The sequence below is a fragment of the Castellaniella sp. GW247-6E4 genome (assembly GCF_040276065.1).
In the GTDB taxonomy this organism is placed as follows: domain Bacteria; phylum Pseudomonadota; class Gammaproteobacteria; order Burkholderiales; family Burkholderiaceae_B; genus Castellaniella.
This window is the reverse complement of the sequence record NZ_JBELOI010000009.1, coordinates 138375-158836: the sequence shown is the minus strand read 5'-3', so window position 1 is coordinate 158836 and position 20462 is coordinate 138375. Positions and strand designations below refer to the sequence as shown.

18 protein-coding genes and 1 tRNA gene are annotated in these 20462 nt (G+C 63.6%); 11 read left to right on the top strand and 8 right to left on the bottom strand.

From position 1 onward, the window contains the following. Window positions 1–159: 159 nt before the first annotated feature. Entirely contained in the window at window positions 160–1536 is a 1377-nt protein-coding gene (gene purB / locus ABS761_RS12515; protein WP_350408661.1) for an adenylosuccinate lyase, read from the top strand. A gap of 77 nt (window positions 1537–1613) precedes the next feature. Here purB and ABS761_RS12510 read toward each other — a convergent pair. Together ABS761_RS12510 and ABS761_RS12505 are read right to left on the bottom strand one after the other, a co-directional pair. Beyond that, window positions 1614–1689 (bottom strand) — tRNA-Lys (locus ABS761_RS12510). 309 nt (window positions 1690–1998) lie between these two features. Then, a complete protein-coding gene (locus tag ABS761_RS12505; protein WP_350408660.1) occupies window positions 1999–3204 on the bottom strand; it encodes a CynX/NimT family MFS transporter in 1206 nt (401 codons plus the stop codon). A 360-nt stretch (window positions 3205–3564) separates the two neighbouring features. On the opposite strand from ABS761_RS12505, the gene ABS761_RS12500 reads away from it, so the two are divergent. The 8 genes from ABS761_RS12500 to ABS761_RS12465 all read left to right on the top strand — a co-directional run bounded on the left by ABS761_RS12500 (window position 3565) and on the right by ABS761_RS12465 (window position 12144). Further along, the gene (locus ABS761_RS12500; RefSeq protein WP_350408659.1) at window positions 3565–4455 is read left to right on the top strand and encodes a polysaccharide deacetylase family protein; all 891 of its coding nucleotides are present in this window, start codon (window positions 3565–3567) and stop codon (window positions 4453–4455) included. Between the two features lie 32 nt (window positions 4456–4487). After that, window positions 4488–6005, top strand: coding sequence for an LVIVD repeat-containing protein (locus tag ABS761_RS12495; protein ID WP_350408658.1), 1518 nt, complete (start codon window positions 4488–4490; stop codon window positions 6003–6005). Between the two features lie 54 nt (window positions 6006–6059). Beyond that, complete coding sequence (locus ABS761_RS12490) at window positions 6060–7079, top strand: TRAP transporter substrate-binding protein (RefSeq protein ID WP_350408657.1); 1020 nt, start codon at window positions 6060–6062, stop codon at window positions 7077–7079. A 154-nt stretch (window positions 7080–7233) separates the two neighbouring features. Continuing rightward, window positions 7234–8253 (top strand): TRAP transporter substrate-binding protein, encoded by a 1020-nt coding sequence (locus ABS761_RS12485; RefSeq protein WP_350408656.1) that lies wholly within the window; start codon window positions 7234–7236, stop codon window positions 8251–8253. Between the two features lie 25 nt (window positions 8254–8278). Further along, a complete protein-coding gene (locus ABS761_RS12480) occupies window positions 8279–8791 on the top strand; it encodes a TRAP transporter small permease (RefSeq protein WP_350408655.1) in 513 nt (170 codons plus the stop codon). A gap of 30 nt (window positions 8792–8821) precedes the next feature. Beyond that, entirely contained in the window at window positions 8822–10096 is a 1275-nt protein-coding gene (locus ABS761_RS12475) for a TRAP transporter large permease (protein WP_350408654.1), read from the top strand. Between the two features lie 142 nt (window positions 10097–10238). Then, on the top strand, window positions 10239–11015 hold the full coding sequence (locus tag ABS761_RS12470) for an IclR family transcriptional regulator (RefSeq protein WP_350408653.1): 777 nt from the start codon (window positions 10239–10241) through the stop codon (window positions 11013–11015). A 115-nt stretch (window positions 11016–11130) separates the two neighbouring features. Next, on the top strand, window positions 11131–12144 hold the full coding sequence (locus ABS761_RS12465; RefSeq protein ID WP_350408652.1) for an asparaginase: 1014 nt from the start codon (window positions 11131–11133) through the stop codon (window positions 12142–12144). A gap of 81 nt (window positions 12145–12225) precedes the next feature. On the opposite strand, the gene ABS761_RS12460 is transcribed toward ABS761_RS12465, so the two are convergent. Next, window positions 12226–12915 carry a class I SAM-dependent methyltransferase gene (locus tag ABS761_RS12460; protein WP_350408651.1) on the bottom strand — a complete coding sequence of 230 codons (690 nt, stop codon included), beginning with the start codon at window positions 12913–12915 and terminating at the stop codon, window positions 12226–12228. 130 nt (window positions 12916–13045) lie between these two features. Here ABS761_RS12460 and ABS761_RS12455 point away from each other — a divergent pair, with 130 nt between their 5' ends. Together ABS761_RS12455 and ABS761_RS12450 are read left to right on the top strand one after the other, a co-directional pair. After that, complete coding sequence (locus ABS761_RS12455; protein ID WP_350408650.1) at window positions 13046–13978, top strand: 2-hydroxyacid dehydrogenase; 933 nt, start codon at window positions 13046–13048, stop codon at window positions 13976–13978. Next, on the top strand, window positions 13978–14691 hold the full coding sequence (locus tag ABS761_RS12450) for a hypothetical protein (protein ID WP_502881429.1): 714 nt from the start codon (window positions 13978–13980) through the stop codon (window positions 14689–14691). Before ABS761_RS12455 ends, ABS761_RS12450 begins: the two co-directional genes overlap by 1 nt. On the opposite strand, the gene ABS761_RS12445 is transcribed toward ABS761_RS12450, so the two are convergent. The 5 genes from ABS761_RS12445 to ABS761_RS12425 all read right to left on the bottom strand — a co-directional run bounded on the left by ABS761_RS12445 (window position 14669) and on the right by ABS761_RS12425 (window position 20444). Further along, complete coding sequence (locus ABS761_RS12445) at window positions 14669–15772, bottom strand: ADP-ribosylglycohydrolase family protein (RefSeq protein WP_350408649.1); 1104 nt, start codon at window positions 15770–15772, stop codon at window positions 14669–14671. The two genes, ABS761_RS12450 and ABS761_RS12445, sit on opposite strands and share 23 nt — an antisense overlap. Window positions 15773–15832: 60 nt before the next feature. Beyond that, window positions 15833–16231 (bottom strand): hypothetical protein, encoded by a 399-nt coding sequence (locus ABS761_RS12440; protein WP_350408648.1) that lies wholly within the window; start codon window positions 16229–16231, stop codon window positions 15833–15835. 59 nt (window positions 16232–16290) lie between these two features. Continuing rightward, window positions 16291–17274, bottom strand: a complete 984-nt coding sequence (locus tag ABS761_RS12435) for a Csu type fimbrial protein (protein WP_350408647.1) — start codon at window positions 17272–17274, stop codon at window positions 16291–16293. 79 nt (window positions 17275–17353) lie between these two features. Continuing rightward, window positions 17354–19714, bottom strand: a complete 2361-nt coding sequence (locus ABS761_RS12430) for a fimbria/pilus outer membrane usher protein (RefSeq protein ID WP_350408646.1) — start codon at window positions 19712–19714, stop codon at window positions 17354–17356. After that, window positions 19698–20444: a fimbrial biogenesis chaperone gene (locus ABS761_RS12425; RefSeq protein ID WP_350408645.1), complete on the bottom strand. Its 747-nt coding sequence runs from the start codon at window positions 20442–20444 to the stop codon at window positions 19698–19700. The genes ABS761_RS12430 and ABS761_RS12425 overlap by 17 nt, the downstream gene beginning before the upstream one ends. Between the last annotated feature and the right edge of the window lie 18 nt (window positions 20445–20462).

The following is a 20462-nucleotide window of genomic DNA, read 5'->3' as shown; positions in this document are numbered from 1 at the left end:
AGGAGCAGGGGGGGGCGATCGGCTGGGCGGGGCTGTTTGGCCACGTTTGACGTGGTTCGTGGCGTCTCGACGGGGATTCTGTGGTATATCCGCGCCAGAGGAGACGGGGCTCGTGCGAATGTTAGAATTCAGCCTGCATTTTCAACTGGTGATTTCCCCATGCAGATCGACACCTCGCTCAGTACGCTCAATGCTCTGTCGCCGCTGGACGGCCGCTATGCCGCCAAGGCCGACGCCCTTAGGCCGCTCTTGTCCGAGGCGGGCTTCATGGCACACCGGGTCGAGGTCGAAATCGCGTGGTTGATCGGCCTGTCGGATGCCGGCCTGCCCGAGCTGCCCGCGTTCAGTGCCGACGCGCGTGCGCGGTTGGCGGCGCTGGTCGCGGATTTTTCCGAGGCCGACGCGGCGTGGATCAAGGCGATCGAGCGCACCACCAACCATGACGTCAAGGCCGTGGAGTACTGGCTGAAGGAGCGCGTGGCCGATCACGAGGAGCTGGCGCGCGCGGCGGAGTTCATCCACTTTGCCTGCACCTCGGAGGACATCAACAATACCTCGCATGCGCTCATGCTGGGCCGCGCGCGGGATCGGGCCATCGTGCCGCAACTCGAGGCCGTGCTGGCGCGCCTGCGCGAGCTCGCCTGCGCGTATGCCACCCAGCCCCTGCTGTCGCGCACGCACGGGCAGCCGGCCACGCCCAGCACCATGGGCAAGGAGTTCGCCAACGTCGCCGCGCGGCTCGAGCGCGCGCTCGCCGCGGTGCGCGCCGTCGAACCGCTGGCCAAGATGAACGGGGCCACGGGCAACTACAACGCGCATCTGGCGGCCTATCCCGACATGGATTGGCCGGCCTTCAGCGCCGATGTTCTGGGCGGCCTGGGCCTGACGCAGAATCCCTATTCGATCCAGATCGAGCCGCACGACTGGATGGCGGCCCTGTTCGATGCCATCGGTCGCGCCAACACCATTTTGCTCGATCTCGACCGCGATGTCTGGGGCTACATTGCCCTCGGCTATTTCAAGCAGCGCCTGAAAGAGGGCGAGGTCGGGTCCTCAACGATGCCGCACAAGGTCAATCCCATCGATTTCGAGAATTCCGAGGGCAACCTGGGCCTGGCCAACGCGGTGCTGCGCCACTTGTCAGAGAAGTTGCCGGTTTCGCGCTGGCAGCGCGACCTGACCGACTCGACGGTGCTGCGCAACCTCGGGGTGGCGCTGGGGTATTGCCTGGTCGCCTACGATGCGTGCCTGCGCGGCCTGAGCAAGCTCGAACTGAACGCCGCCGCGATCGACGAGGACATCGATCGGTGCTGGGAGATTCTCGCCGAGCCAGTGCAGACGGTCATGCGGCGCTATGGCCTGCCGCAGCCCTACGAGCAGCTAAAGGCGCTGACGCGTGGCAAGGGCATCACCGAGGAGGCCTTGCGCGAGTTCATCCAGGGCCTGGACCTGCCGGCCGAACCCAAGGCACGGCTGCTTGCGCTGACACCGCGCAGTTACATCGGCCTGGCGGCCGAGCTGGCGGCCCGCATCTGAGAGCCCCCGCGACGGCTGAAAGACGCCGGAAAAGAAAAAACGCCAGTCCGAAAGACTGGCGTTTTTGCGTATATCCCTGGTGGGCTGTGGGCGGCTCGAACGCCCGACCGACGGATTAAGAGTCCGCTGCTCTACCAACTGAGCTAACAGCCCATCGCGTTTTTGCGAAGAACGAAATCATACACCAACTCAGGGGCCATGCGCAAAAACCGGTCCTCCCTTATAAACGGAGGACCGTGATCACCATGGGCGCCCAGGTGTGGATTGTCGGTAGGTTGTATTCATCCAGGTTGGGCCTGGAGATGGCTACAGCCTGCCCAATGCCTTGTTGGGGGGGGGGGGGCGCGACGAGGCGTCGGCCAGACCCGCTTGGCCTTGAGCGAGGAAGCGGCCCAGCCCCTTGCGGACAGTGTGGCGGGCCTGATCCGTTAGTGGCCACGGTCCGCTGGGTGGGCAGTGGGCTCAATGCGGAGTTGAGACCGCAGGCGAAGATCCCCCGGGAAGCACCACATACCGGTTCCGCCCCGCAGACCATCCCGACAGTGCCGTGCCCAGGGTCACGAACACGAGCAGCCACAGCACGCCGGTGAAGCTGCCGGTCCAGTGGTGGATCAGGCCGATGAGCAAAGGGACGAGAGCGCCGATCGTGTAGCCGGCGCTCTGGGTCATGCCCGAAAGCAGCGTGGCGGTCTCGGTATTGGGCGAGCGCAACACGATGATCGTCAACACGGTCGAGAACGTCGCGCCCTGAGCAAGCCCCTGGACCAGCGAGAGCGGGAACGCCCAGGCCACCGGGGCTATCAGCAGGCCGGTCAGCGGCAAGCCGCAAGCCAGTGCGAGGGCCAGGCTCAACAGCCGCTGGTCAGGCGCCCGCTTGATCACGGCGGGCGCCAATAGATTGCCCGCCAGGTTCGCGACGATGCAAGCCGAGGTCACCAGGCCCGCGGTGGCCGGATCCATGCCGCGCTCACGCAGGATCGGCGCCATCCAGCCCAGGACCGTATAGGCCATCGATGATTGGAGGCCCATGTAGATGGTGACTTGCCAGGCCAGCCGGTTTCTCCAGACATCGCCGGAGGCATACGTTCCGCCGCGGCGATCTGGCCGCCTCTTGAGCCATGGCAGCCAGAGGGCGCTGGCCAGGGCGACGGGCAGCGCCCATAGTGCCAGACCGCTGCTCCAGGCGAGATCCAGCGCGCGGATCAGGGGGATCGTCAGTGCCGCCGCCGCGGCCGATCCTAGGTTCATCGACGTCACGTAGAGCGCCGTAACGAGCGCAACCCGGCCGCTGAAATCGCGCCGGACCAGGACCGGCAGCAATACATTGCAGACCGCGATGCAGGCGCCGGCCAGCAGGGACCCTAGCACCAGCCCATGCAGGCCGTGGAAGCCCCGCAGCGCCGTGCCGGCGGTCAGGCCCAGCAGGGCGACGACCAGGGTGCGCTCGATGCCGAAGCGATGCACGCAGATCGGTGCGATCGGTGCGAACACGCCCAGGCAGATCATGGGCAGTGCCGTAACGTACCCGGCCGTTGCGGCGGAGATCCCGCTCGTCCGGGTGATTTCCGGCAGGAGAACGGACAGACTCGGAAAAATGAGGCGCAGGTTGAAGGCGAGGAGCACTAGCGCCCCAATCGCCAGTCCGCCTGCTATGGCGTTTCTTGGCATCGACGATCTTCCCGGATTCCCGCAGTGGGGCTCGGACGCCATGATAGTCCGAGCCTCTTTCAAATACAATCTTAAATTCTCATTAATTGATTCTTTATTTTGTGGCTCCTGGGATTCAAGGAAGGATTCAATGCGATGAGCAATGCCTAATTCCTCAATATATTCCTTCAATATCAGTAATAAAGGAGAATAACTGCTTCAACGAAGCACATATAGGGGATTATCCCTAATATTCTCATTAAATGAGATAAATTCGATCTGTTGATTGACACGGCAAAAGCCGGGCCCTAGGATGATCCCCATACGACACCGCTGAGCCGTTTCCTTGGCTCGCGGGCTTTTTATTGATGGAGAAGTGAGATGTCGAAGGCAGGAAGCAGTGTCCGGGCACGTGTTCCTTATGAGCCGATACATAAGAGAAAAAAACTGCGCCTGCCGAACGGCGGAAAAATCATCTTGTGGGTTATCGTCAACATCGAGAACTGGCGCCCGGAAAGACCGATGCCGCGTGTGATCCTTCCGCCGCCCATGGGCCAACCCATGCTGCCTGACGTCCCGAACTGGGCCTGGCATGAATACGGCATGCGCGTCGGCTTCTGGCGCTATCTCGACGCATTGCGCAGCCGCGGCCTGAAGGCCTCGCTTGCCGTCAACGGCAGTGCCTGCGCCGTCTATCCAGAAGCCTGTGAAGCCGCCCGCGATGCTGGCTGGGAGTTCATGGGCCACGGCTATGTGCAGGCGCCGATGCACACGATGGAAGATGAAGGCGAGGCCATACGGAAGACGATCGAGGCCATCAAGGAATTCACCGGCGAGGCGCCGCGTGGCTGGGAGAGCCCGGGCCTGACCGAAACCGATGAAACGGTCGATCTGCTTGCCGAGGCGGGCATCGAGTACGTGGCCAACTGGGTTCTGGATGATCAGCCAGTGCCGGTCAACACCCGCACCGGAACCATGACCGCGCTGCCATACCCGGTCGAGATCAATGACGTCGTGATCAGCGCGGTCCAGCTCCAGCCCTCAGACGAGATCTGGCGCCGTGGCAAGGACCAGTTTGACCGCCTGTACCAGGAAAGCGCCGACTCGGTCCGTGTGATGTCCATCTCGATCCATCCCTTCCTGACCGGGGTGCCGCACCGCATCAAGTATCTGGAGCAACTCCTGGACTACATCCTCGGGCATGAAGGCGTCGTCCCGATGACGGGCGCCGAGATGCTCGAGTGGTATCGCTCGCAGGCGCAACAGAGCTGAAGTCGCATTCATCACCATTTGAGGAGCACGACATGTCAACTGAGCACGACAAGAACTCACCGGTAAACCCCGCCATCCATGGCGTCATGCAGGGGGGAGGCGCCGTGCCCATGCGGCTGCCCGCTGGCGCCCTGGATTATCTCGACCGCAATCAATATATCTCATCCATGGAGATCATCGGGTTCTACCCATCCATCAAGGTCGATTTCTTTGGAGACGAACATGCGTGCATGTGGACCGAAGGCCAGCGCCGCATGCTTGCCTTCGAGGGCGGCTGGATCGACATCACGGAACCCAAGGCGCCCACGGTCATCAAGGAAGACGGCCTGGCGCCGTTCCAGAGCTGCATATACAACGAGCGCTTGAAAAAATGGATTCGCATTGTCGCTCACCAGATTCCGCTGACGCCGGGCACCATCGAATATCCTCGGGGCAAATATCACCCTGAATACCGCAAGCAGGCGACATCGTACACTGGCTTTCGTGGCATCAAGACCTATGACGTCACCAATCCGGAAAAGCCGGTGCTGTTGGATGAGTTCGCCACCGGAAGCAATGGGAACGGGGTGCATCTGTCCTTCTATGATGGGGGCAAGTACGCCTATCTCGCCTGCGGCTGGGACGACCAACTGCGGATGGAGAGCTCCGAGCGCGTCAATAGCCATGCGCTCATGATCGTCGACATGTCCGACCCGGCCGCCGTCAAGGAGGTCTCGCGCTGGTGGGTCCCTGGCCAGCGGCTCGAAGAAGAAGAACTGTATCGCAGCACCTACCCGTTTGCCGGCGACCAGTGTTCCTGGACCTGCAACCGCACGCCGTGCATCGTGCCCGTGCGGGTCGAGGATGGCGGCACGGTGGGCTATGGCGGTTGGGGGCATTTCGGCTTCTATGTGCACGACCTGTCCGACATCAAGAACCCGAAGGTGTACGGGAAGGTGGCCCATCCCCTGGAAGCCATTGGCGGCATCCCATATCACCATGTCGTGCCGGTCGCGGGAGCATCCGCCACAGAGCACCCCCAACTGCAGAACCTGGTCATCGCGCTGCCGGAAGCGCTCGAGGCCGATTGTCGCGAGCCCTTTCACCTGCCGTACGTCATCGATGTCAAGGATCCGGCAAACCCCCGGATCATTGGACTCTTTCCCCGGCCAATGCCGCATCCCGACGCGCCCTACAAGGATTTTGCAATGGCACGCGGGCGGTTCAGCTCACGGGTGATGCAGCATTGGATCGCCCCCGGGAAGGCTCAGCCCAACCTCGTCGCCATGTCATACCTGAATGCGGGCATCCGCTTGTACGACATCTCGGAACCCACCGCACCCAAGGAAGTGGCGTACTTCGTCCCGCCGCGCGATGGCGAGATCTCGGACTACATGAGCTGGCGTCGCGGCACGACCGAGGCCGTGTTCATCGAGTGGGACCGGCGCCTGATCTGGGTGGCGACACACTCCGGGCTGTATTGCCTGTCCACACCCTTCCTCGGCGACCCCGTCCTCGAGCCGAAGAAGGTCGAAGAATGGTCGGTGCCTCACGTCAACCGAATCGCCTGAAGGGCGAACGAGAGCAACCCTGTAGTCACACAACCTTTGGCTTTGGAGATCGCCATGCATCAATTCATCAAGACCGGACTGGCCACGTGCCTGGCAGGCATGCTTGCGTTCGCGCCGGCGGCGTATGCGGCAAAGTACACCATGAAGATTTCGCACTCCGCAGCGCCGGGTGATCCGCGCGATCAGGGGGCGAACCTCGTCGCCGATATCCTGAACAAAAGCAAGACCTGCGACATCAAGGTCCAGGTCTTCCCTTCCGACCAGTTGGGCGGAAGCGGGTCGATCTGGGAACAGGTTCAGCTGGGGGGCGTCGAGGTGATGATTGCACCCGCCGCGAACCTGGTTCCCTATGAGCCGCTGGTGGGTATATTGGACCTTCCGTATTTCTGGCCCTCGGATCCCCATGATCTGCTGAAGGTCTACGAGAGCCAAGCCATGGCCGATCTGCTGAAGGTGCCGGAGCCCCACGGCTTCATCGTGCCCGGCGTCTGGCATACCGGCTACAAGAACTGGACTTCCAACAAGGCCTTGCGCACGCCAGCCGATTTCAAGGGGCTGATTGTGCGGGTGATGCCGTCCAAGGTCCTGCACAAGCAGAATGAGTTGCTGGGGATGCAGAATGTGTCGATGAACTTCGGCGATACGTACTCTGCATTGCAAAGCGGCACCATCGGTGGGCAGGACAACCCGATCCCGCTGATATACAACATGAAGTTCTACGAGGTGCAGAAGTACATCACGATGACGAACCACGGGATCCTGGATCAGGTGTTCGCCATCTCGAAGATCTTCTGGGACAAGCTGCCGGAAGCCTGCCATTCCGAGATCCGGGCCGCGGTGGCGGAAGGCGGGAAGAAAACATTCGAGGTGAACGAGAAGTTGATCCAGGAAGACCTCGCCAAGATCAGGGCATCCGGGACCACCATCGTGGACCTCACGCCCGAGGAAATCTCCGCGATCAAGAATGTCCTCGAGCCCGCCGTCAAGAATTACTACGTCGACATGGTCGGGTCGAAGGGCGCGGAACTGGTGGCCAAGTTCGAGGACGAGTTCAAGAAGATGGGCATCGAGTAACGGTGTGAATGATGAGCCGCTGTCATGAAACGCATCCACGATGTTGCGGAGTCGACAGCGGCTCTCGCTTGCTATCCCCGAGCTTGACCGAACCGCCTGAAGGGCGAACGAGAGCAACCCTGTAGTCACACAACCTTTGGCTTTGGAGATCGCCATGCATCAATTCATCAAGACCGGACTGGCCACGTGCCTGGCAGGCATGCTTGCGTTCGCGCCGGCGGCGTACGCGGCAAAGCACACCATGAAGATTTCGCACTCCGCCGCGCCGGGTGATCCGCGCGATCAGGGGGCGAACCTCGTCGCCGATATCCTGAACAAAAGCAAGACCTGCGACATCAAGGTCCAGGTCTTCCCTTCCGACCAGTTGGGCGGAAGCGAGTCGATCTGGGAACAGGTTCAGCTGGGGGGCGTCGAGGTGATGATTGCACCGGCGGCGCCGCTGGTTCCCTATGAGCCGTTGATGGGTATATTGGACCTTCCGTATTTCTGGCCCTCGGATCCCCATGATCTGCTGAAGGTCTACGAGAGCCAAGCCATGGCCGATCTGCTGAAGGTGCCGGAGCCCCACGGCTTCATCGTGCCCGGCGTCTGGCATACCGGCTACAAGAACTGGACTTCCAACAAGGCCTTGCGCACGCCAGCCGATTTCAAGGGGCTGATTGTGCGGGTGATGCCGTCCAAGGTCCTGCACAAGCAGAATGAGTTGCTGGGGATGCAGAATGTGTCGATGAACTTCGGCGATACGTACTCTGCATTGCAAAGCGGCACCATCGGTGGGCAGGACAACCCGATCCCGCTGATATACAACATGAAGTTCTACGAGGTGCAGAAGTACATCACGATGACGAACCACGGGATCCTGGATCAGGTGTTCGCCATCTCGAAGATCTTCTGGGACAAGCTGCCGGAAGCCTGCCATTCCGAGATCCGGGCCGCGGTGGCGGAAGGCGGGAAGAAAGCATTCGAGGTGAACGAGAAGTTGATCCAGGAAGACCTCGCCAAGATCAGGGCATCCGGAACCACCATCGTGGACCTCACGCCCGAGGAAATCTCCGCGATCAAGAATGTCCTCGAGCCCGCCGTCAAGAATTACTACGTCGACATGGTCGGGCCGAAGGGCGCGGAATTGGCGGCCAAGTTCGAGGACGAGTTCAAGAAGATGGGTATCAAGTAAAGGTTTGAGGCGGAGACTTTCCATCATGAAACGCATTAACAATATAGCGGAGCTGACTGCGGCTCTCGCCCTGCTGGCTTTGAGCGGGCTCATGCTCGTGAATGTGTTCGCCAGAAATGTGGTCCGCCAGTCGTTCATCGGCACAGAGACGCTCGCCGTCTACTTCATGATATGGATCACGTTCATTGGCTCAGCCGTGATCATCCTTCATTACGGCCACGTCAGCGTCGACTTTTTCTTGCGGATGGTGGAAAAGCGGCGCGGGCTGCTCCGCCTGATTGGCTTCTTGACGGCGGCTGCGGCGACTGCCATCAGTTGTTTCTTCGTCTGGCATGGTGCCCAACTGGCCTATCAGTTGTACATGAGGGGGGGCGAGGTGGCGACCCTCGGGATTTCCCAGGGCTACATCTATGCTTTTGTGACGGCTGCAATGCTTTTGATGCTGTGCAACGCGCTGGTGCTGGGCTGGGGCGTGATCATGGGCAAACCGGAGAGCTATCCGGGCATTCAAGAGCAGGATGATCCGTCAGAAGAATAACGGCGGACGTATAGTGAAAAGGAATACAAAATGGCTCTCCCAGGCGTAATTTTCGCGGTCGTGATATTGCTGTTGATGTCACTGCCGATATTCATATCCCTGTTGCTGCCGGCGATCGCCGGCTTGACCTGGTTCGGCATGAGCATGCCGCCCGTGGCGGTCGTGCAGCACGCGATCAATGGCGTTTCGATTCCCGCCTTGCTGGCCGTGCCCTTGTTCATGTTCGCGGCCGACATCATCGCGGGCGGCGAAATCGCGGACAGGCTCGTTGCCCTGATGGAAGCGGCCATTGGCCATATTCCGGGCGGAATGGCGATTGCGACGATCATGACCATGATGCTTTTCGGCGCCATTTCAGGGGTCGGCGTGGCCGCGATCGTCAGCATCGGCCCGATCGCGTATCCCGTGCTCTTGAAGCGCGGGTATAGCCGGGGCTTCGCCTTGGGGCTCATTTTGTCCGGCGCCACCTTGTCGATGCTCATCCCGCCCAGCGTCGCCATCATCCTGTACGGGCTGCAGGCCAACCAGTCGATCGCGCAGACCTTCCTGACGGGGCTTGCCGCAGGCATCGTCTTTGCCATCATTCTGATCGCCTTCACGCTGGTCTATGTCCGCGTGCGCGGCCTGGGCAATGATCAGAAATTCAGTCTCGAGGGGCTGATGGCGGCAGCGCGGCGCGCATCACTGGCGATCCTGTTTCCCCTGATCATATTGGGCGGGATCTATGGGGGAATCACGACGGTCACCGAGGCGGCCGCAGTGTCGGTTGGTTACGCGGTGCTCGTCGAAATCTACGTCTACAAACGCCTGAACTGGGCGGCCCTGGTTTCGATCGCGCGCTCGTCGTCGAAAGTGATCGCGATGGTGATGATCCTGATCGTCGGCGGCTCTTTGCTGACCTGGTATCTGACGCTCCAGCAGGTGCCGCAGTTGGTCGCGAACATCGGCGCCTTCGACAGCGCGGTGACGGTGCTTCTGGTGATCAACCTGATATTTCTGTTCGCCGGGATGCTGGTCGATGTGAACTCGGCCATCATCATCCTGACGCCCTTGATCATGCCGGCGGCCCTGAAGGTGGGGATCGATCCTGTCCACCTGGGTGCCGTCGTCGCCATGAACCTCGCGATCGGAATGATCAGCCCGCCGTTCGGAATGAACCTGTTCGTCGGTATGGCGACATTCAAGCTCAGCTACAAGGAAACGCTCAAGGCGGTGTTGCCGTTCTTGCTGCTGATGCTGGTGTCGCTTGTGATCGTGACCTACGTCCCGGGATCCACACTATGGCTTCGCGATCTGCTGTTCTGACTTGGCGAGTAATATTTTGGCAAAATGCCGAATTGTGGTTCCATGACAGTACGACTACTATGCGGCGACGGTGAGCGACTTCCGTGCGGGGGCACCGCCCGCGCCCGCCCGTCTCTCGTTCCGCGAATTGCGCCATTGACACATGCTGCCTGCTTCCAAATCCATTGCGCAGCCGCCCGCTCAGACGGTCGGGCGCGCCGCGCTGTTGCTGAGGATCATTGCCTCGAGCCACAACCAGAGCCTGCGCCTGGTAGACATCGCCAAGATGGCTTCCCTCGACAAATCGACGGCCCAGCGATTGCTGCAGCGGCTCGTGCTGGAACGCCTGGCGGTGCGCGATCCGGTTCGGGGCTACCGGCTCGGGCCCCTGATCTACGAATTGGGCCTGGTGGCGCTGCCCGGAACCAATCTGCGAGAGGTCTCGCAGCCGTATCTGCAGACCCTCGCGCAGTCGACGGGCGACATGGTCTTTCTCGTCGGACGCAGCGGGCACGAATCGATCTGCCTCAGCCGGATAGCGGGCAACTATCCCATCCAGACCATGACGCGGACCGAAGGCGATCGCCACCCTCTAGGTGTCGGGGCCGGCGGGCTCGCGATTCTGGCATCCATGAGCGATGCCGAGATTCACCTGGTGCTCCAAGCCGTGGAGCCCCGCCTGCAGGCGTATCAGACCACGCCGGAACGCATACTGAAATCCATAGACGACGCGCGTGGCCGCGGTGGCATTGCAATCGATGCCGGCAACGCGGCCCTCGACGTGACGGCGATCGGGCGCACCGTGCACGACCGCGGCCGTGCGCCGGTGGCATCGGTCTTTGTGGCGTCCATCGGTGACCGCATGATGGACAGCCGGCAAAAACAGGTCACCCGGCTGTTGGTCGACTGTGTGAGCTCTATCGAGCACGTATTTCGTTAGCAGGGTCATTGGCGCCACCCAGTGTGCTGGCCGCCGCACGGCGGTCGCACGCCGATCCTGCTCCAGACGGTGGGCTCTTCGGACCCACCTTGAAATGTCTTATACAGAGGTTTTCATGAATTTGCCTTCGGTGATCATCCTTTCCCTCGGCGGCACCATTGCGATGACCGAGAGCGATCAAGGCGGGGTTGTACCCACGCTCTCAGGCGACGCGCTCGTTGCCGCCGTGCCACAGCTCAAGCGGATCGCCGCGATCGAGGCACGCTCGTTCCGTCAATTGCCCAGCGCTCAACTGCAGTTCGAAGACATCGAGGCGCTCGCACAGACCATCGCCGAGCTCGATGCCGCCGGCTGGCGTGGCTTCGTCATCACCCAGGGCACCGACACGATCGAGGAAACCGCGTTCGCGCTTGACCGCTTGCTCGATATCGACGCCCCGGTTGTCGTCACCGGCGCGATGCGCAATCCCACAGTGGCGGGGGCCGACGGGCCGGCCAATTTGCTGGCCTCGGTTCAGGTCGCGATCAGCGATGCGGCCCGCGGGCTGGGTTGCCTGGTCGTCATGAACGATGAGGTGCATGCGGCGCGATTCGTTCGCAAGATGCACACCAGTCGCACGGATGCCTTTGAATCGCCAGCCAGTGGACGTATCGGCTGGGTGGCCGAGGGCCGCTTCCGCCTGGCGCTGCGTCCGCCCCGTATGCCGGGGCTTGCGCTCGCCGGGGGAGGCCGTCAGGCGCAGGTGGCGCTGGTGGCTGCCGGCTTGGGCGACAATGGTGAACAGGTGCGCGCACTGCTCCTGGCGGGTGGGTTCGATGGCCTGGTTGTGGAAGCCACCGGCGGGGGCCACGTCTCCTTGGGCATGGCGGAAAGCCTGGAAGAAGCCGCCCGCACCATGCCGGTGATCCTCGCCTCGCGCATCGGAGTGGGTGATACGCTGACCGGCACCTATGGATTTCCCGGCAGCGAGATCGATCTGCAGCGCCGTGGCTTGTTGACGTCGGGCTGCCTCGACGGCCGCAAAGCTCGGGTGCTGCTGACGCTGGTGCTGCGAGACTGCCCTGGCGGCAGGGGCGCGGTAGCAGATGCCTTTGCCCCCTGGTCAGGCGATTCTTCTTGCGCTTCCTGACCTGGGGCGATGGTGCCTGTGGTCACAGGATGGGTTGGCTGTTGTTGTTCGTCAACAGCCTGTTCCTGCTGATCAGGAGGCTCATTGAGGCGGTTGCCGCCGTCCCGCATGCCGTGCCAGCAGCACGCGGGCCGGCGGCAGATTGGCCCAGACGATGCGACTGTCGTGGACCTCGAAGGCCTGGTCGCAGGAACAGGTGCGCGTCTGCGGCCGGATGTCGTAGGTGAACTGAATCAGCGCGCTGTCCGGGTCGAGCGTGCGCTCCCATTGTTCGATGATCCGGTGCCGCTCGGTGAGCGGCACCGATCTGAGGGGCAGGCTTGAGACCAGGGCATCGATGCGCAGGCCCTGGGGTAGGAGGGTACCCAACTGGGCAGCGTCCCCGCAGATGACGGTGACGCCCGGGAAGCGGCGCCGCAGGTGCCCGGAGAATGCTTCCGAGCGTTCGACGACAATCAGGCGCCCGGGCGAGATGCCTCGTTCGAGCAGAGCTTCGGTCACGATGCCCGTTCCCGCCCCGAGTTCGACCACGAGGCCCTCGCCGATCGGGGCGTGGCTCGCGAGTTCCCGCGCCAGCCAGCGCGAACTGGAACACACGGCGCCCACGGACCCCGGCCCGCGCAGCCATTCGCCCACGAACAGGGATACATTCCTCAGCCGTCCGAGATGATGGCCCGGGCGATACTCGGTCCAGGGCCGGGTGCGTGCGGCGATGCGACGGGTGAGGCCGGCCAGTCGCCTGGCGAGCATTGCGTGGTCGAGCCAGATCATGCGATCCTCCCCGGGCTGTCGAGTATATTGATGTTTTTCCTCGATCCATATTAGCACCGCGCATCGCCGCCGGGCATACGGCGAGGTATGCAAACGTGGCGATCTGTTTCGCCGGAAAAAGGAGTATTCGATGGAGGTCGTCTTTGCATCCCAGAGCGAAACCCAGCCCGAGGATTGGGTGTGCGCTTTCCAGGAGGCGCTGCCGGGCATGCGAGTGCGTGCCTGGGGGGATGGATCAGCCGCCGGCGGCGCTGAGATCGCGCTGGTCTGGAATCCGCCGGCCGACCTGTTCGAGCGTGAACCGCGCCTGCGGATCGTGTTCACCCTGGGGGCCGGCGTGGACGCGTTGCTGCGCATGCCGGGGCGGCCCGCCCACGTGCCGATCGTGCGCCTCGAGGATGGCGGCATGGCGGTGCAAATGGCCGAGTACGTCCTGCATTTCCTGTTGCGGGCCGCGCGCGGGTTCGGACGCTATGCGCAATTTCAGGCGCAGGGCCGCTGGCAGCGTCTGGATGACATCGTGCGCGAGGATTGGCCGGTGGGCATCATGGGCGCGGGGGTGTTGGGCGCGCGCGTGGCACGGACCATCGCGGCCCTCGAGTATCCGGTTGCCGCCTGGTCGCGCTCGGGCCGCGCGCCCGAGGGCATCGAGGGGTATGGCGGGGACGAGGGTCTGTCCGCGTTTCTTGGTCGCACCCGCGTGCTGGTCAACATTTTGCCCCTCACGGCCCAGACCGAGGGCATCCTCTGTCGCCGGGTCTTCGAGCGGATGCGGCCTCATGGGTATCTGATCAATATCGCACGCGGGCGCCACCTGGTCGAGGACGACCTGCTCGCCGCGCTGGACGGCGGCCTGCTCGAGGGCGCCGCGCTGGATGTGTTCGCCCAGGAACCGTTGCCTCCCGGCCACCCTTTTTGGGCGCATCCGCGCCTGCAGATCACGCCGCACATCGCTGGCGCCAGCCTGGTGGGGCAGACTGTGCGCCAGATCTCGGCCAAGATCCAGGCCTTTCAGCGCGGCGAGCCCGTTTCGGGGATGATAGATCCGGAGCTGCAGTACTGATGCGTGGCCTGCGAGGGCTTGCGTTCATCCTGATGCTGTGCTTGTCGGCGTGCACGACCTCGCCCGCGCCACGTGGCGGTCCGCAGGGCGAGGCCATGTCATTCGACCAGTTGGGGCAGACCGATTTCAATCGCACCCTCACCATGGCGATGCGCGACAATCTCGACAGCCTGGACCGCCTGTTGGAAAAACTTTACCGTCGCAATCCCGCCGAGTGGCGCAAGGGTGGTTTCGCCGATCTGCAGGCTGCCCTGGACCACGGGCGCAAGGGGATCCGTGCCGGCACGGTGCCCATTGATTTGCAGGGCTTGCGGGACATCGAGGTGCTCTCGGTCGCGATGGACCCGGACTACGAGGGTGATCGGGTCGCAGCCTATGTCCTGGGCTTGGCGGACATGCTGATTACCGCGCATGGCGGCAAGCTGCGCTTCTACGTCGCCGATGCGCCCGAGGGGCAAAAGGTCTTCAATGCCGCGCGCAACGTCGAGATTGCCGCCTGGATGCTCGCGACCCGCCGAGACGCCGCGGGTCGGCCGCTGCTGTTGTCCAACGAGATCGGTGTCGGCGCGGCCAATCTGAGCTTCGAACGCGAGTTCGGCCGGATCATCGGCTGCCTCGATCTGGTGGCTGAACTGCTGGACGAAAACCTGCGCCGCGTGGGCATCAATTACCTGCAGGGCCTGCTGTTTTTTAATTTCCTGCCGGTGCGCTAGTCGCCTCGTCCATTTGTCGCACCAGCCGATCCGCGAGCGCCAGGCGCTCGGATCCGGCCTCGAGGCCCTCGATGAAGCGGCCGGGGATTGCTTGCAGGCCGCCGATCGCACCGCACAGCGCGCCGGTCAGCATGGCGCGGGCCTGATTCTGGCCGCCGCCATTGACCGCGTGCAGCACAGCGGGCTCGAAATCGCCCTGGAAACGGGCCGCCAGATAGTAGGCGGCGGGAAACTGGTGGTAGACCGCGCAGGGCATCCCGTAGACCAGGGAGACCTTCCAGGGCGGCTCGATGCGCACGTCGGGGTCGCCGGCGGCGCGCGCGATGTTCGAGGCCGTGAGCAGGGCGTCGGGCGAGGCGAACTGGCCGGCCCGGCGGGGCGCCTCGGAGCCCGGGGGCGGGACGTCCTCGCCCGCCGAGGTCACCGTGTGGAAGGGCAGGATGCCTGCGCGGACCAGGTCCAGCAGTGTCCCCGACGTTCGTTCGTCCAAGGTTTCGCCACGCACCAGCAGGCCCAGGACGCTGGCGTAGGCGACGGTCATCGCCGCCACTGTGGGATCGACCTGGGTCAGCGCGGTGTTGGCGCCCACGTGGGTGGCCAGCGCGCCGGGCTGCAGTGCGTAGCGCACGGCAATCGCCAATGCCCGCTCGGCGGCCTCGGTGTTGTCCGCAAGGCCGCCCACCCGCCCCCAGGGCTGGCCCTGGCGCCGCAGCCGCCAGGCCTCGCGGATGGATTGGCTGGTATAGCCGCCCGGCCCCGATTGCGGTGTGCCGTCGATGCGCGAAAACAGGTCCGCATCCATCCGCCGGCAGAAATCGCCCTCGTTATAGCCTTCGCGCTCGACCAGGGAACGCAGTGTGAGCTCGAGCAGATACCCCGCCTGGGAGGACTGACCGGCCTTCAAGCCCGCATGATAGCGCCCGGGCCGCGGGTCGGTGTAGTCGGTGATCCAGGCGCCGTAGTCCGCGCGCAGGGCGTCGAGATCGTAGTACCAGTGGGGCCCGAGGGCCAGGGCATCGCCCACAAAGGCGCCGATCAGGGCGCCCTGGACGCGTTGGTGCAGCGTAGTGCCGGAGGACATGTGTGGTCTCTAGGAGGGGAGGTCTGGCGACCGGACCGGCCGGTCGCCGGTGCCGACCGCTCAGAAGATGACATAGAGCAGTTTGCTTTGGGCGGTCACGTTGGAAAACGGCGGGGAGATGGCCTTGGCCTGGCGTGGCTGGAATGGCGCCAGGGTCGCTGGATCGAGGGTGCCCGGGGCCTGGGCATCGGTCGCGAACGGCGCTTGCCCCTCATCGCCGTCCAGGAGGATGGCGAGTGATTGGTAGGGTGTGACGCCGGGCTGGCAGACGACGGTGGTCTGGACGGCGGTCTTGCCGAACAGCGGCTGGATGCTGCACTGCGACTGGATGGTGATGCGAGCCTCGAACGAGGGGTTGGCGAAGGCCGAGGCCGCCAGCGCGAGACCGGCCAGCGCGGCGAGCGGCGCTCGAGCCCTGGACGGGCCCGTTCTGTTCCCTTGGGATGTATTGGCTGACATATATGGTCAATATAGCACTGTTGTCTCGTGGTGCGGTGGCGGGAAACCCGCATTCGCGCTCAATAGCTGAGAGTAATGACGACCGTATCGGCGTAGCGGTCTGGCCCGGGCGGCGTCTGCGCCGGCACTCGGCCGTAGACAGTCAAGGTCTGGGGCTGGCCGGTTCCCGTCCCAGCGACACCTTGTTGGTTGGTGTTACCCCATCGGTTGGTGCGCTGGGGATCGCGGTACAGCTCATATGCGATATAGCCCAGCGAGCCGCGCATGCGGCGCTGCTGGCCGCTGGCGTACAGGCCGTTGCCCAGCCGCACATGGTAGCCGTTGCCAGACTGTCCGCCGTTGCAGGTCACGGTGATCGTGGAGGTGCTGTCGACGTTCTGGCTCAGGTTCATGAATACCGTCCCGAAATCCATGGTGGTCGACGAGTCGATCCGGCATTCACTCACGACGACCGCCTGGATGTAGTACGTGGAGTTGCTTGTGACCATGCCCCCGGCGGCGCAATCGATGGGCGCGGAGGTCGGGATGACTTTGTAGTCGATCGACATGGGCCAGCCGCCGATAGCGTTCGTGTCGTAGGTGCCGGCGGGCAGGCCTGTCTGGCCGGTGGCATTGACGCGACCGTATAGCGTCAGCGTCCCCTTCTTGTAGTATTCGCCCGCATAGAAGTCGATGACCACGGGGACGGGCGGATACGCGCCGCTCGAGGCTCGGCTGCCCCAGATCGCCGAGCGGCTGGCGTCCGTGTACAGGTTGAACGCCATATAGTTGCCCGAACTGTTCAGGCGCCGCGGAGCGTAGAGCCCCGAGCCCGGGTCCGCCCCCATGCTGATGCACAGCAGGACGCGCTCTCCGGGGCTTGCGCTGCATCCATAGTTGATGGTCGAGTTGGCATCCTTTACCCCGCCGTTCAACAGGCTGATGGTGCCGAAGAGCAGGTTGCCCGCGTAGGCGTTGCAATCCGCCGCGCTGGCGGGGGGGGCGATGGCCATCAGCAATGCCGCCAGCAGGCCCGCGCGCAAGAAGAGGATCAGGTTTTTCATATCGATGATGGGGTGTCGAGGAGGGGCATCATGGGGGTCGATCCGTCGCGATATTCGGGTGAAGGGGTGGTGTCCGCGGTCATGGCGTGCAGGCCAGCGGACCGATTTCCGGCAGGGTATCGGGCGTGTAGGTATAGGGAAACTGTACGGTGCATTGCGCGCCCTGGTGCTGGACGACCACGCGGTTCGTGGCCCGCAGGCCCTCGAGGTAGAGGCGGCCGTCGTAACCCACCCATCCGGCGGTTTGCGGGTCGTCGTTCAGGGTGGCTTGGGCGCCCATGGGGACGACCTGGCCGGCGGCGTCGTGCAGGATCAATGTCGCGGCCTGCACGCGCTCGATCTTGAATTCGATGTTCAGGCCCGAGCCGTGACGGGGGACGGCATCTTTGTTGACCTTGTCGACGCGCACATCGACGGGCAGCCCGAGGGGGTCGATCGTAATCTTGTTGTGCTGATAGGATCGCAGGCGGGGCACCAGCAGCCGGCCGTTGGCATCGGTCACGCCCACTGGCTGGTTTTCGCTCTTGACCGGCACGCCGGGCATGCCACTGGTGGAGACCATGGCGAATCCGTCGGACAGCCTGCGCGAGGTGAACAGGCCGCCGCCCATGAGGACGACGGATCCGGAGGCGCCCGCATAGGCGTTCTGGTCCGATCCCGCACTGTTGACGCCGAGGTTGAGGTCCATGGACTGGAAGCTTCGGTTGGCCTGCGCGCTGGCGCTGGTGCGCTGCGACTCCGAGCTCTGGCCCTGAACGTTCCAGCTCCACTCGGTATCGGCACGGGCTGTGTGCCGGACGCCTGCCGCATAGGTTTTCGCGCCTTTCGACTCCGCGACCGAGCCATAGGTGGACAGGCCGCCGTCGAGGCTGAGCGTCAGGTTGAGGTAGACCGAGCGGTCGCCGTGGTCGTCCAGGTTCTGGTTCGCGCTCACGCTGAGCGCGAGTCCGTGCGCGAAGTTGCGCGACCAGGACATGCCACCGAAGCGGGCGCGGGCTTGCTCCGCTTGCTGCAGATAGGCGTAATTCAGCGAGACATTGCCCAGCACGCCGGCATCGAAGCCCAGGTAGGCGCTGTCGCTGCGCAGGACCGGGACGCCACCAAAGGCGCTGGCCACATCGCGGTAGCCGGCGTCGGCCCGCTGCAGGTTGGCGCCCAGGCCGATGGGCCCGCGCTGCAAGTCGTAGCCGATCGTATATTGGGCGCCCTGGGTGTCCTCGTTGCGGCTTTGCGCCCACGAGCCCGACACCGTGCCCATCGTCCCGATGGTCATGATTGCGCCGACGCCGCCCGAAAAAATTCCCCGGCTACCCTCGAGGTGGGTTTCGGCGGTCAGGAAATTCGTCAGGCCGTAGCGCAGGGTGGAGGATGCCATGGGCTGGCTGTGATAGCCGAATGAGCGATAGCCGTAATCGGTGCGCACGTAACCAGTTTCGAACGACCAGTCCGACAGGCCCTCGCGCAGCAGCCGGCTGGAGTTGTAGAAGGGGAAATCGACGGAGGTGCGCCGGCCCAACGCATCGGTCAGGACCACCTGGGCGTTGCCGGCCCCGCTGATGGTGGGCAGGGCGTTGAGTTCGAAGGGGCCGGCCGGCACCTGCCCGGTGTATTGCTGGATGCCGTTGATGTAGAGTTCCACCGCCGTGGGCAGTGTCGCCGAGCCGAAGTAGGCCGGCAGCGGCGCGGTCGTCTGGTAGGGTTGCAGCGAAAAATTGCGCGAGACTTGAAACCCGCCGATGCGCGTCCTGCGGCTCCAGGCGGTGCCGTTGGTGAGTGTGTCGCCCAGCCGGAAGGTGAGTTGCGCGTCCTGCAGGGAATGTTCCAGGACGGTGTCCATGCGCACCGCGGTGTATTCCCATTGTGCCTGGCCGCTGTTGCGCTGGCCCTGGAACAGATGCGAGCTGCTGACGATGCCCAGGTCGCCAAAGCCGCGCAGCTCGGTGAATCCGCTGAGGTTGATAGCGTCCCTGTTGCTGTATGAGGAATACAGGTCGTAATTGAGCAGCACCCCCGGCGATGCGGATGCGCGCGTGCGCAGGCCTTGCGGCGTGCCGAGGACGGCCGTGTCCAGCGCCAGGCTCGACAGGGGCGCCTTGATGCTGATGTTTTGCAGGTTGCGGTTGTATTCGTAGGTGACGCCCCGGTAGTTGGACAGCGGCGTATCCTCGGGAATCGATTGCAGGAAATCGGCGCTGAACTTCAGTTGCAGCGCGCTTTCCCGCGGCAGGTAGAGCTGTTGGCCGCGCTCGATGAAGGGGACCAGGTCGCGGCTGACGTTGCCGTTGATCGAGACGGACAGAAAGACGGTGCTGCTGTTTTCATTTGCCGCCAGGCTCGGCGTGGCCCCGACCGGTCCGACGCCGGCGGGCTGGGCGGAGGTCGTGATGGCGCCTCCCATGGCCAGCCCGGTGAGGAAACTCTGGCTAAGGAGTCTTGCCAATCGGCCCGATGCGGGTTTCAACCTTGACGGCATTGATCAGGCTGGAGAAAACCCCGCCCCTCGCGAACATGCCGGCCGGCAGATCGAGCCGGAGGCTGCGGTATTGACCGGGCAGCGCATAGCCCGCCAGCCCGTTCATTGCCACGACTGTTTTCTCGCCGGGCGGGGTGAATTCGATATTGGCCAGTTGCGCGTGGCTGGTCCCCGAGTTGGCCACCCGTAGCCAGACCTGCCCGTTGTCCTGCCACAGGCTCCAGTCCAGGACGGGTTTGGCGGGCGCCGTGCCGCTGATGAAGACCGGCACCGAGTAGCGGAAGACGAAATTCAGCCCCGCCTTGGAGGTCGTCCGATCGACAGGCAGCTCGTCGATCAGCAACCGATACGAGCGCTCGTCGGCCGCCGGGCCGCTGAGCGGCCCGACGCGCACCAGACGCACCAGTTGCTGTTGACCCGGCTCGATCTGGACCATCGGCGGGCTCGCCACCATATTTTGTTCCGGGGACAGAACGTCCTCGCCGTCGGCTTGTGTCCATCGATATATCCGCACCTGGGCGTGCACGATCTCGGCGCTCGAGTTGCGCAGCCAGACCTCGTCCGCCTTTTTGTCCGCCGGCATGGTGATGCTGATCGGCGAAATTTGTAGACCCGCGGCCAGGGCCGTGCCCTGGACCGCGCCCCACGCGACAAGGACGGAGCAGACCGCCCATCTGGCCAAATGGGCTATCCCCATGGGTCAGTCCTCAGGTGA